The sequence below is a fragment of the Pseudovibrio exalbescens genome (assembly GCF_028737195.1).
GTDB lineage: Bacteria > Pseudomonadota > Alphaproteobacteria > Rhizobiales > Stappiaceae > Pseudovibrio > Pseudovibrio zosterae.
This window is the reverse complement of sequence record NZ_JAQZAJ010000002.1, coordinates 117,564-129,879: the sequence shown is the minus strand read 5'-3', so window position 1 is coordinate 129,879 and position 12,316 is coordinate 117,564. Positions and strand designations below refer to the sequence as shown.

12 protein-coding genes are annotated in these 12,316 nt (G+C 55.0%); 5 read left to right on the top strand and 7 right to left on the bottom strand.

From position 1 onward, the window contains the following. Positions 1-10: 10 nt before the first annotated feature. From PUV47_RS05750 to gloB, 5 genes are all read right to left on the bottom strand, one after another. Positions 11-823 (bottom strand): FkbM family methyltransferase, encoded by an 813-nt coding sequence (locus tag PUV47_RS05750; RefSeq protein WP_274217552.1) that lies wholly within the window; start codon positions 821-823, stop codon positions 11-13. A gap of 153 nt (positions 824-976) precedes the next feature. Further along, positions 977-2,329 carry an anti-phage deoxyguanosine triphosphatase gene (locus PUV47_RS05745; protein WP_274217551.1) on the bottom strand — a complete coding sequence of 451 codons (1,353 nt, stop codon included), beginning with the start codon at positions 2,327-2,329 and terminating at the stop codon, positions 977-979. A gap of 143 nt (positions 2,330-2,472) precedes the next feature. Further along, entirely contained in the window at positions 2,473-3,705 is a 1,233-nt protein-coding gene (locus PUV47_RS05740) for an argininosuccinate synthase (protein ID WP_274217550.1), read from the bottom strand. A 474-nt stretch (positions 3,706-4,179) separates the two neighbouring features. Next, positions 4,180-4,614: a cupin domain-containing protein gene (locus PUV47_RS05735; RefSeq protein ID WP_274217549.1), complete on the bottom strand. Its 435-nt coding sequence runs from the start codon at positions 4,612-4,614 to the stop codon at positions 4,180-4,182. Next, a complete protein-coding gene (gene gloB / locus PUV47_RS05730; protein WP_274217548.1) occupies positions 4,614-5,387 on the bottom strand; it encodes a hydroxyacylglutathione hydrolase in 774 nt (257 codons plus the stop codon). The genes PUV47_RS05735 and gloB overlap by 1 nt, the downstream gene beginning before the upstream one ends. A gap of 189 nt (positions 5,388-5,576) precedes the next feature. Between gloB and PUV47_RS05725 the strand changes: the two genes are divergently transcribed. Next, on the top strand, positions 5,577-6,362 hold the full coding sequence (locus PUV47_RS05725; RefSeq protein WP_274217547.1) for a methyltransferase domain-containing protein: 786 nt from the start codon (positions 5,577-5,579) through the stop codon (positions 6,360-6,362). A 19-nt stretch (positions 6,363-6,381) separates the two neighbouring features. Here PUV47_RS05725 and metW read toward each other — a convergent pair whose 3' ends face one another. Next, on the bottom strand, positions 6,382-7,008 hold the full coding sequence (metW, locus tag PUV47_RS05720; RefSeq protein ID WP_274217546.1) for a methionine biosynthesis protein MetW: 627 nt from the start codon (positions 7,006-7,008) through the stop codon (positions 6,382-6,384). A 50-nt stretch (positions 7,009-7,058) separates the two neighbouring features. Then, the gene (gene metX, locus PUV47_RS05715; protein WP_274217545.1) at positions 7,059-8,285 is read right to left on the bottom strand and encodes a homoserine O-acetyltransferase MetX; all 1,227 of its coding nucleotides are present in this window, start codon (positions 8,283-8,285) and stop codon (positions 7,059-7,061) included. A gap of 190 nt (positions 8,286-8,475) precedes the next feature. On the opposite strand from metX, the gene PUV47_RS05710 reads away from it, so the two are divergent. The 4 genes from PUV47_RS05710 to PUV47_RS05695 all read left to right on the top strand — a co-directional run bounded on the left by PUV47_RS05710 (position 8,476) and on the right by PUV47_RS05695 (position 12,180). Then, positions 8,476-9,363 carry a chorismate mutase gene (locus PUV47_RS05710; RefSeq protein WP_274217544.1) on the top strand — a complete coding sequence of 296 codons (888 nt, stop codon included), beginning with the start codon at positions 8,476-8,478 and terminating at the stop codon, positions 9,361-9,363. Positions 9,364-9,368: 5 nt separating this feature from the next. Further along, positions 9,369-10,472, top strand: a complete 1,104-nt coding sequence (hisC, locus tag PUV47_RS05705; protein ID WP_274217543.1) for a histidinol-phosphate transaminase — start codon at positions 9,369-9,371, stop codon at positions 10,470-10,472. An 11-nt stretch (positions 10,473-10,483) separates the two neighbouring features. Further along, on the top strand, positions 10,484-11,419 hold the full coding sequence (locus PUV47_RS05700; RefSeq protein WP_274217542.1) for a prephenate/arogenate dehydrogenase family protein: 936 nt from the start codon (positions 10,484-10,486) through the stop codon (positions 11,417-11,419). A gap of 167 nt (positions 11,420-11,586) precedes the next feature. Then, positions 11,587-12,180, top strand: a complete 594-nt coding sequence (locus PUV47_RS05695) for a hypothetical protein (protein ID WP_274217541.1) — start codon at positions 11,587-11,589, stop codon at positions 12,178-12,180. The last annotated feature ends 136 nt before the right edge of the window (positions 12,181-12,316 follow it).

Genomic DNA, 12,316 nt, shown 5'->3' with positions numbered 1-12,316 from the left:
AGCTCCTGTCTTAAACCTTGACGTTTCTTCCTGCCAACTCGTTCAGAACAGATAGTTCTTTAAAGTACAGCGCTATTCTGCCTCTATAGGCGCGCGAAAACGCAAGTTCATTCCGAAGGAAAAACACGTTGTACTGACCTGGTGTTTCAACGTCCCGCGTTACAGGCGAAAACCCAGCCTGTTTGAGGAGCTCATAGTTCTGAAAAACTGTTTTTTGGCCGGACCAGATTTCGTAGTCTTCAACTTCAGCATAGATTGCTATTGTATTTTTGAGGGTCTCTGTCGCACCTCTGAGCACTTCAAAAAGGTGCCCCTCGACATCTATTCGCAAAACAGTCGGGCGCTTTAGTTCCGGTTGGGAGATGGCATCCAGAGTTACGCACTCGACATTGGTGGTGTCGTACAGCTCTCCGGGTTTACGCATCAAAGAATTGTTTTTGTACAGGTCGCTCTGGGTTTCTTTCTGTTTTTGCTTGAAAAACGGAATGACGCCAGAGTGGTCAGAGGCGGCTTTGTTGATGTATTGAAAGTTGGGTGGCGGTGGAGAGCGATCAAACTCCATTTCGAAATGTTCGAAGACTTCAGGATCGGCTTCAAGCGCCAAGGCAGTGCAGTTCTCAAGCTTTTTTGCCAGAGTAAGTGACGTGTCTGCCTCGTGGGCGCCGACCTCAACAAACAGTTCGGGTTTTGCGACCCGGGTAACGATATCCATGAACAAGCGTTCGTGGCACTCGTTTGATCTGCGCTTGTAGTGCATATCAGTTGTATTGTAGAGCAAATTGCACAGCAAAAACTGATTGGTGTACTCAAACGCCTGCCACATGAATGCCCCGAACTGATTTAGATACCAGTGATTGATAGGTAGTGGCGGGCAGTATGGTATCCGCGGTCTGTGTCGAACAAACCTCTCATTTTCGCACCGTGTTTGTCGCTGGTCTGAAGTCAAGGAGTCCAGCGCAATGGATCGGTGAGCGCGTTACAGGCGGTCGAAGATCGAGCCCATACGTGGGCTAAAGAGGCGGTCGTAGGTTTTCAGCAGGAAGTTATCTGTCATTCCAGCGATGTAGTCGCAGATGACACGCGGATCGTTATCGGCCTGCGTCCATTTTGCATAAGCATCTTCCGGTAAGAAAGATTTGGGGTCGGAGGCAAAGACCTCGAACACCGAGACCACCATTTTTTGGCCTTTGAACTCCAGATGCTGGACACGCGGTGTGAAGATCACGAAATCAGCGACGAGTTTCTGCAGAGCTGAAAGGAACTCGTTTGGTTGATCCTTCAGCTTCACGCGGTACTTCAGCAGCGGGTGCTCGAATGCATCCAGCTGCTTCAGTTCAATATTTGAAATGAAGTGATGAACGAGCAATGAGATGTACATCTTCCGCCGGGAGCCATCGCCAAACAGGCCTTCGACCATCTTCTCGAAGGCGTTGTTGCCGATCTTGTCGGAATAGCGTTCTGCCTGCTCGTCCAGAAACGTTGTGCAGGTGTCATCACGAATGTGGTTGCGGAACTGATCTTCCGTAATCAGGCCCAGGGCAATCGCGTCTTCCAAGTCGTGAACGCCGTAGGCAATGTCATCGGCCACATCCATGATTGAGCAGTCAAAGCTCTTGTGTTTCGCTTTGCCATGTTTTCCCGCGCGAGGTTGCACTTCAACGAACGCTTCTCGGTCGGTGGTGCTGAAGGGCGCAAGCAGCCAATCAACCACATCTTGTTCCGTGTCCATGTATGCCTTTGGCGGAACACATGCCTTGTGGTCGATGAGTTGCACGGCTGTGGTGTTCGCGTGAAGGCGCGGTTTGACGTCGCTGTTGCTCGCGGCGCTGAATGAAACGGGGTACTTCAGCAGGCCAAGAGCAACGCGGCGAGTGAGGTCTGCGCCGTTTTCAGGCGAGAAGGCTTCCAGCTTGGAAAGGATGCGCAGGCTGTGCCCATTGCCCTCGAAGCCGCCATTTGCGCGCATGCAATAGTTCAGCGCCACTTCACCCCCATGCCCGAAAGGGGGATGGCCCAGATCATGGGCAAGGCCAAGCGTTTGAACGAGGTTTTCGGCGGGCAGCCAATCGGCCGCTGGATGCTGTGCGTTGGAGAGAAGACCACGCAGCTGTTTGACGAGGCCGCCTGCAATCTGTGCCACCTCCATGGAGTGGGTGAGGCGGGTTCGGTAGAAGTCGCTATCCCCCAGATTGAGGATCTGCGTTTTTCCTTGAAGGCGCCGGAAAGAAGCTGAATGCACAATGCGGGAGTAGTCGATATCGAACGGATCCCGTGGATCGTCCACGCGCTTTTGCTTGCCGCTTTTTCGTTCTGTCCAGCTGCTGTTCATTCTGCCCTCGCGCCGCCTACGTGAACCAACGTGCCCTCTATGTGCAAGGGAAAGAAGCTGAAAGCAAGCGACGGAAAAAGTTAAACCCGCCTTCATTTCCGAAGGCGGGTTCATTTTGTTCCCCAGGACGGTGATTTGGTTTTTTACTGTCCTTTGTCCGCCAGCTGTTTGCGCTTGGCCAAAGTGCGAAGACGCAGAGCGTTGAGCCGGATGAAGCCTGCCGCATCCTTCTGATCGTAAGCGCCGTTGTCGTCTTCAAAAGTCACCAGCTCTTCAGAGTAGAGCGAGAGCGGAGAAGACCGGCCGACAACCATGACATTGCCCTTGTAGAGCTTCAGGGTCACCGTGCCGCTGACCATTTCCTGGCTCTTGTCGATCGCCGCCTGAAGCATCTCGCGCTCTGGAGAGTACCAGAAGCCGTTGTAGATGAGCTTGGCATAGCGAGGCATCAGCTCGTCTTTAAGGTGTGCTGCGTCGCGATCAAGAGTGATGGATTCCATCGCACGGTGGGCCTTGATCAAAATGGTGCCGCCTGGCGTTTCATAGATGCCGCGGGACTTCATGCCGATGAACCGGTTTTCCACCAGATCCAGACGTCCGATGCCGTTCTCGCGGCCAAAATCGTTCAGCTTGGCAAACAGAGTTGCCGGAGACATGTGAACGCCGTTGATGGAAACGGGGTCACCTTTCTCAAAGCCGATCTCAAGTGTTGTTGCATGGTCCGGCGCATCCATTGGATCGACGGTCCGCTGGTACACATAGTCCGGCGCTTCTTCCGCTGGATCTTCCAGAACCTTACCTTCTGAAGAAGAGTGCAGCATGTTTGCGTCAACGGAGAACGGCGCTTCGCCGCGCTTGTCTTTTGGCACCGGAATCTGATGTTTTTCCGCAAAGTCGATCAGATCGCTACGAGATTTAAGCGTCCAGTCGCGCCAAGGGGCAATCACCTTGATATCCGGGTTGAGGGCATAGCAGGCCAGCTCGAAGCGAACCTGATCGTTGCCCTTGCCTGTTGCGCCGTGGGCAACAGCGTCGGCACCGGTTTCCTCTGCAATCTCGATAAGGCGCTTGGAAATCAGCGGCCGTGCAATGGAGGTGCCGAGGAGGTACTCGCCTTCGTACAGAGCGTTGGCCCGGAACATCGGGAACACAAAATCCCGAATGAACTCTTCCCGGAGATCATCAACATGGATCTCTTTTACGCCCAGAAGCTCCGCCTTTCGTCGTGCTGGTGCAAGCTCTTCGCCCTGACCAAGGTCAGCAGTGAAAGTTACAACCTCGCAGCCGAATTCGGACTGGAGCCACTTGAGAATAATCGAGGTGTCGAGCCCGCCAGAATAGGCAAGCACAACCTTTTTGATGTCGCCTTGGGCCATGATTAATTCCAGTTAAAAGATACGCGCCGGGCGGCGTTTGTGCCGTCCAACGCGGCGCACAATACCCGGCCTACTCTTTAAAGCAAGAGGGGCAAGGGGCACGCTGACGACCCTTTAGCTGTCAAAGAGCGCCAATCAGGCCATTATAGCATGAGCAGCGTTTTCCTTGCGTGGAGAAGGGCTGTATTTTGGTCAAATTGTAATTCCATGAAAAGTATAGGTTTTTGATTTGGTAAGTATAGCTTTTTCTGAAAAAGGATAGGTTGGTGAAGGTGTTCGTGAGATATGCGCCAGTTGCATGTCTTAGCTATTGGTTGCGGCAAAAAAACATGAATAAAACTACCGCAACGGCCTAAATGTTTGGTCTTGTTTGTAGTTTTTATCGTCTCTTGGCTGACGGAATTTGCAGAAAAACACCGCAAATTCCGTTTCCAGGGGAAATGTCGCCCTGTTTTTTAGGGGGTCAAGGGCGACTCATTTGGCACCTGGCACCCACCCTTTGGGCGCAAGTTCAAACCCTTCAAACTGAAACCCTGGTGCGACAGTGCAGCCGACAAGGGTCCAGCTTCCGAGGGCGCGCGCTGATTGCCACGCCCCTGCCGGAACCACGCCTTGCGGGCGCTGCCCAGCGAAAATATCCGTGCCGAGTTCAAGAACTGAAGGAGCCGCCTCACCATCACTGATGGACAAGGCGAGGGGATCGCCCGCATAAAAATGCCAGATCTCGCAGGCATCCACCTTATGCCAGTGAGAAAGCTGCCCTTCCTTCAAGAGGTAATAGATGGCCGTACAGGCCCCGCGGGGCTGTGGGCTTCCGCCATCGCGAAAGGTCTCCACGTAGTAGCCACCTTCCGGATGGGGCTGCATGTTCAGCTCCCGAATGATGTCGTCAGCAGAAATGGGGCTCATCACGCCATATCCTTCCTCTGGCGAATTTCCGCAAAGACGTCGGAGAGCGGGGCCCCCTCCATGCCAAGATGCTTCTGGATGGCGGGGTTCGCAGCGCGCAGGAACGGATTTGTAGCCAGCTCAAGTTTGAGTGTTGTGGGTAGCGTTGCCTTGTCCTCGCGGCGTAAGGCTTCGATTTCTGCCACACGCTTGATCAGCTCTGTGTTTTCCGGATCTATGGTCAGGGCAAAGCGTGCGTTTGACAGGGTGTACTCATGCCCGCAAAACAAAACAGTTTCCTCAGGCAGCGTGTCAACGATATGGGTTAGAGAGGCCCACATCATTTGCGCATCGCCTTCAAACAGGCGGCCGCAGCCCAAAGCAAACAGGGTATCGCCAGTGTGTGCGAGACCTGCGTCTTCAAACCACCAGGTTATGTGGTCCAGTGTATGGCCGGGCGTCGCCAGCGCGCGAACTTTCAATGGGCCAGCCATAATGTGGTCGCCGTCTTCCACGCCAACCTCGATCTCCGAGAGTTTTTGCTGGGTGCGCGCCGGTCCGACCACGCGGGCGCCGGTCTTTTCCTTCAGCTCGCCAAGACCACCGACGTGATCCCAGTGGTGGTGGGTGATGAGAATGTCGGTGAGGTTCCAGCCCTCGGCCTCAAGCACAGCGAGGTAAGGGGCAGCGTCCGGCACATCCAAAGCGATGGTCGTGCCGCTCTGCGGGTCGTGGACAATGACGCCGAAGTTATCTGAAAGGCAGGTAAATTGCCGATATTCGACCTGACTCATGACGGGGCTCCCGGTTTTAGGCAAGTTCGGAGGGGCGATCATCGGGGTAGGTCCATTGAAATTCAACCAGCAATTATGGGAAAGGCGGCGATAAGGTGTCGCGATGGCTGGCTGGCACCTTGATCCGGCATTGCGCAAACACTGCGCTGACCCCATAAAGGAAGTGTTGCACTACACACGGACGGCTGCATGTATCTTGATGTTCGACATCTTCGCGAGTTCTACGATTTGCCGCTTGGGCGCACACTTCGTGTACTCGTTGGAGCGCGTGTGCGCGAGATTTGGCCGGAAATGCGTGGGCTCAGCATGCTCGGCATCGGGTATGCAACACCTTTCATGCGTCAGTATCTGAAAGAATCCAACCGTCTCTTTGCAGCAATGCCTGCGGCACAAGGCGTCATGCGCTGGCCACGTGAGCACACGCGGCCCAACTCTGCGTTTCTAACGGAAAACGACGCGTTGCCGCTGCCAGATGCGAGTATTGACCGGATTATTCTGGTGCATGGGCTGGATATGGCGCATGATCCTGATGGTTTGATGACGGAAGCCTATCGGGTTCTGGCTCCCGGAGGGCGCCTTCTGGCGATTGTCCCGAACCGTAGAGGGGCATGGTGCCGTTCTGAGGTGTCACCGTTTGGGTATGGCAGGCCCTATTCCCGGCCCCAGTTGGAGAGCTTTCTGACAAGCCATATGCTCTCAGTGGTCACGCGAGAAGAAGCGCTTTATGTGCCACCCACGAAGTCACGCATGATTTTGAAGTCGGCGCGTTCATTTGAGCGCATTGGACAGGTTTTGTGGCCTGCTTTTGCCGGTCTTCTCGTGGTAGAGGCTGAAAAGAAGGTCTACCGTGGCATTATGAACCGCAACAATCGCTTTGCCCGCGTGTTGCAGCCCGTGTTCTTGCCGGACGGCAAAACGGCGGGTGTTCAGGCGATGGATGGTTCTGGGAAACAGGACCCACACCCCAGCTGCTGAATGGTGTTAAGCGGAGCGGCTACTTGCGCTTGAGAAGAAAGACGGCCTGATCACCAATAAGGTTCCACACCCACCATGGCGCATTGAAGCCAATGGGTTCACCCTTGGCGTTGAGCGCTTGTGCCTTCAAAACCTCGGCGTCCACTTCCTTTGACAGCTCAACAAAATCGCGGATGGTGCAGAAGTGAATGTTTGGCGTGTCGTACCATGTGTACGGCAGATAGTCGGTTACGGGCATGCGGCCTTTGGTCAGTAGCTGCATGCGGTTGCGCCAGTGGCCGAAGTTTGGGAAGGACACGACAACTTTTTTGCCGATGCGCAGCAGCTCCTGCATGACCTGCTTTGGGTCTTTTGTTGCCTGAAGCGTCTGGCTGAGGATTGCGTAGTCAAAACCGTCATCTGGGTAGGCGCTCAGATCCAGATCCGCGTCGCCTTGAACGACGGATAGGCCTCGGGCCACGCATTTGTTGACGCCAGCCTGAGAAAGCTCAACACCGCGACCATCAATATTGTGACTGCGAATAAGGTGATCCAAAAGGTCTCCGTTCGCACAGCCGATGTCGAGAACTCGCGCGCCGGGTTTGGTGATCAGATCGCTAATGAGGCGGTGGTCGCCGCGAATGGTGTTGGGTACGTGCTTGTTCATGTCGATTTCGAAACCATTTGAGAAACAGGGAGCTGGCCACGCATAGCGCTTCAGGCGTTGAGGCCGCGCGCTTCTGCAGCACTGTTCAGGAAGCCGGATACGGTTGCAAACATCTCTGGTTCGTTCAGCAGAAATGCGTCGTGCCCCCGGTCGCTGTCAATCTCGACGAAGGAAACATTGGCTGCCGCGGCATTCAGAGCCTGAACCACTGCCTTGCTCTCTGATGTGGGGAACAGCCAGTCTGTTGTAAATGACACAACGCAGAAGCGGGTCTTGGTGTGCAAGAAGGCGTTGGCCAGCTTGCCCCCGTGCTGAGCTGCCAGGTCGAAGTAGTCCATGGCGCGTGTCACATAAAGGTATGAGTTGGCATCGAACCGGTCCACAAAGGTCATGCCTTGATGGCGCAGGTAGCTCTCGATCTGGAAATCGGCGTCGAAGCCGAAGGTGATCTCGGAGCGGTTCTGCAGGTTGCGCCCGAACTTGTTGTGCAGCGACATGTCAGACATGTAGGTGATGTGCGCCGCCATACGGGCTACGGCAAGACCCTTGGTTGGACGTTTGCCATGTCTTTCGTAGTCGCCATTTAGCCAGTCCGGATCGGCCATCACGGCCTGCCGACCAACTTCGTGGAATGCGATGTTTTGTGAAGAATGGCGCGGTGCAGTAGCGATTGGGACGGCTGCGAAGACCTTTTCCGGATAAGCTGCGGCCCATTGCAGGACCTGCATGCCACCCATTGATCCACCAACAACGGCGAACAGGGTTTCGATGCCGAGCGCTTCCACAAGCTTTGCTTGGGAGCGGACCATGTCGCCAATTGTAACCACCGGCATGGTGAGGCCGTAGGGTTCGCCAGTTGCAGGACTGGTTGAGGCCGGGCCTGTGGTACCCATGCATCCGCCCAGAACGTTGGCGCAAATAACGAAGAATCGATCCGTATCCACGGGCTTGCCAGGGCCGACCATCATTTCCCACCAACCGGGTTTGCCGGTCACGGGACTGGTGGACGCGACGTATTGGTCGCCGGTCAAGGCATGGCAAATGAGGATTGCATTGGTCTTCTCCTCGTTGAGACTACCGTAGGTTTCGTAGGCTATTTGCCAAGGCGCAAGTTCGGTGCCGCCGTCGAGTTTCAAGGGCATGTCCAGACCAAATCGCATGACCTTGCTGGATGGGTGATTCACTTCATCCTGTTGGCCTATCGCATCAACTGCGCTTTCTGTTGCAGTTGCTTCGGTCTCGCTCGCCCCTGTGGCAGTACCAGCGCTGTCGGTCATTTTATCTCCGGCATGGAAACGGATCGTCGTTCCATCTTATCTTTGTTTTGACAAGAATTTTGCAAGTTTGCTATGGGCCGGGGCTAAGCGTGTCAATGTTTTCTTTTGATTTCGCTCGCCGAGTTTTCTATGTCTGTGCGGTAACTTCATCAGCCCTGAATGGTATGGTATGGCATTTCCAACTGAACCTATGAAAAAGATTGAAGGTTTGAAAGAGGTGCGCGCCCGCGTCGATGCGGTTGATGCGCAGCTACACGAACTTTTGATTGAGCGTGCAGCCCTTGTGGGACAGCAACGGGCTCTTGAAGAAGCCGCCGGTTTGTCACAGCCGCTCCACCATCCAGCGCGCGAGGCTGAAGTTCTGCGCGCGCGCGTGGAAGCGCATGCTGGACCATTGTCGCTGCTGACAATCGAGCATTTATGGCGTGAGATCATTGCCGGATCCGCTTCGGCGCTGGGCGGTGTCACACTGCACATGGATGGTGCCAGCAATGCAGCAGCGTTGATGGAAAGCGCTCGGTTCTATTTCGGTTTCGACGTGCCGCTTTCTGAGGAGATTGATCCACCGGCGGTGCTGGCTGCAGTTCATGAAAATGCCGGGGATCTGGGCATTGTTGGGCTTGAAGAGCGCGCTGAGCAGCCGTGGTGGCGCGGCCTTGGCATTCGCAGCGATGGCAGCAGCGGTCCAATGGTTGTGGCGCGGTTGCCGTTCCTGGTCATGGATGAACGTGCAGCGGACTTGCCCGCTTTGGTGATTGCCGGGGCATATGACACAGAGGCTGTTACAGATGTGCGGGTGTATGATGCTCGCTGGAACGGCACGCCCCCCGTCTCATTGATGAGCCAGGGTATTGAAGTGTTGAGTTTTTATCGCACTTACGAAGGCGTTGATGCATTGCTTGCCGTCTCAGGTGATTTAAGCTCTGCCGACCTTCAGGAGGCCTTCTCAGCTTCCGGGGCCCTGCCGGACAAGCTGCGCCTTGTGGGTGGCTATGCAGCCCCAATCGACATTGATGGTGAATTTGATGGTGACCCGGAGGCCGATGAACGGTCCGACCGGGATAGTGAAGAGGACTAAGTCTTATGGATCAGCCGGTTTTACGCCCTGTTCCCCGCCCTGGTGTTATGCAGATTGCACCATACGTTCCCGGCAAGTCCAAGGGCAACGGGCATGGAAAGCTCCATAAGCTGTCCTCCAATGAGACGCCGCTTGGTGCCAGCCCCACCGCACTGGAAGCCTACGCCTCAGTGAAGTCACTGGAGCTATACCCAGATGGCTCGGCTACGGAACTTCGCGAAGCTATTGCCAAAGTAAATGGCCTCAATGCAGGCAACATCATTTGCGGCTGCGGTTCTGACGAAATCTTGAGCCTTATTGCTTATGCCTATCTTGGTGAAGGTGATGAAGCGATCTACTCGGAGCATGGCTTCCTAGTTTACAATATCGCCATTCTGGCTGCAGGGGCGACGCCTGTTGTTGCGCCCGAGACAGACTGTACGGCCAATGTTGATGCCATCCTTGAGCGGGTAACAAGCAAGACCAAGATTGTCTTTCTTGCAAACCCGAACAATCCAACCGGCACCTATCTTCCTTTTGATGAAGTGCGCCGTCTGCATTCCGCTTTGCCAAAGTCGACGCTGCTGGTTCTGGATGCAGCCTATGCGGAGTACGTGCGCCGCAACGATTATGAGGCCGGTCTGGAGCTTGTTGCCACCTCTGACAACGTCATCATGACCCGCACGTTCTCCAAGATATATGGTCTTGCTGCTCTGCGTGTTGGGTGGGGCTATGCGCCAGATCACGTGATCGACGCTCTGAACCGCATTCGCGGTCCGTTCAACATGAACAGTGCGGCCATTGCGGCTGGCGCTGCTGCGGTGCAGGATCAGGCGTTCGTTGAAGCGGCGGTGGCCCACAATGAAAAGTGGTTGCCATGGGTAACTGAGGAATTGACCAAGATTGGCCTCAGGGTAACCCCAAGCGTCGGCAATTTCGTTCTCATCCATTTCCCGGAGGAGGACGGGAAGCGAGCAGCTGATGCAGATGAGTATCTGCTGGACCGCGGCTGTGTGCTGCGGCAGGTGCGCGCTTACGGCTTCGACAACGCGCTTCGCATGTCCATCGGCACAGAGGAAGCGAACCGTGACGTTGTTGCCGCTCTCACTGAGTTCCTTAATACCAACTGATAGAAAGCCATATGTCTGAACCCTCCTTTAGCCGTGTCGCGCTGATTGGCATCGGTCTGATCGGCTCGTCGCTAGCCCGCGTCATGCGCCGCGAGAATATTGCGGAAGAAATCGTGATCTCCACTCGGTCTGAAAGCACCTTGCAGCGTGCTGAAGAGTTGGGCCTTGGCGACCGATATTATCGTGACGCGCGGGAGGCCGTGGAGGGCGCAGACCTCGTGATCGTGTGCGTGCCGGTTGGTGCCTGTGAGGCTGTGGCAGAGCAAATTGCGCCGGGCCTTGCGCCGGGCGCAATCGTCACGGATGTGGGCTCGGTGAAAGCCAACGTCATTAAGGCCATGAAGCCCTATATTCCGGACAACGTACACTTTATCGCGGGGCATCCGATCGCAGGTACCGAATATTCGGGTCCTGATGCTGGCTTTGCGTCACTCTTTGAAAACCGTTGGTGTGTTTTGACCCCGGAATTGGGCACTGATGAAAAAGCGGTGGCAAAGCTCAGTCAGTTCTGGCGACGTTGCGGATCCGACGTGGAGACGATGGATGCCGAGCACCATGATCTGGTGTTGGCTGTTGTCTCCCACCTGCCGCACATCATTGCCTATAACATCGTCGGCACCGCAGATGACCTGGAAACGGTTACCCATTCTGAGGTGATCAAGTACTCGGCTTCAGGTTTTCGTGACTTCACCCGTTTGGCTGCATCTGACCCGACCATGTGGCGCGATGTCTGCCTGAACAACAAAGAAGCCATTCTGGAAATGCTCGCTCGTTTTTCCGAGGATTTGTCCGCGCTACAGCGTGCTATCCGTTGGGGAGATGGCGACATGTTGTTTGACCTGTTCACGCGCACGCGCGGCATACGTAGCCAGTTGATTGAAGCTGGTCAGGAATCCGCCGCCCCGAACTTCGGTCGTCAGAACGAACGTGGTGAGCCGGGCGAGTAAGGCTTTTCGCAGGAAGAAGATATCGGGGCAAGGTGTGGCAACCGCACCTTGCCCCCTTTTTTATGGGCCGCGATTTCACTCACCATCTATTAATCCTGTATGGCGTGAACGGCTCACGTGCATTGGTGTGGTTCGTCTTCAGGTTTAGCAACCCAGGAGACAAAACCATGAATTATTGCGTGATCCCAGCGAACACTTACGGCTCGATCCAAAGTGGCGACTTTAATGACATTCAGTTTCTTACAGGTGGGCAGGCTTCGTGCACCGTGATTGTCGTAAAGCTGCCAGACCAATCTACTGCGATGGCCCATATCTTGTCTGCAAACCTCAATGGCGCGGGAGGTAATCCGATCGCACCTGCCGTTTGCGCCGAGCGATTGGCCGGATTCTGGGATAATTATCTAGCCGTATCCAACAAGGGCAATGTCCAGTTCATCAAGGGCGCCCAACCTGGTGACTCAACAGATATCGCAATCCAGGCTGTAAAAGATGCGCTGGAAGACGCAGATAGGCCGGGTGAATTCAACGATGTTCAAAATGAGGGCAACCCGGAATATGCGGTGGCGGGCGATGGGAACATCATAACGGACGGCATTCCTACTTGGGCGCAGGCCAAGAATGCTCTGCTGGGGCTTACCGACAACGCAGCGGTGCAGGGTAACATCAATGTTGCCATGTTTGTTGGCATGAATGGCAACACACTGCATGCCAATACAGAGCTTGTTGTCGGGATCAATAACGTGCCAATCAACGTGGGTTAGTGCGTCCAAGGTTGCAGTTTTGGCCGCTTTGCCTCTGAATTGAGGGCTTTACTCAGATCGTCAACTCGCTAAGGTTGAAACCCCAAATGGACGCAGCGTTTATCGGAGGATAGGCGCTGCCTGCGGCTGTCGTGGT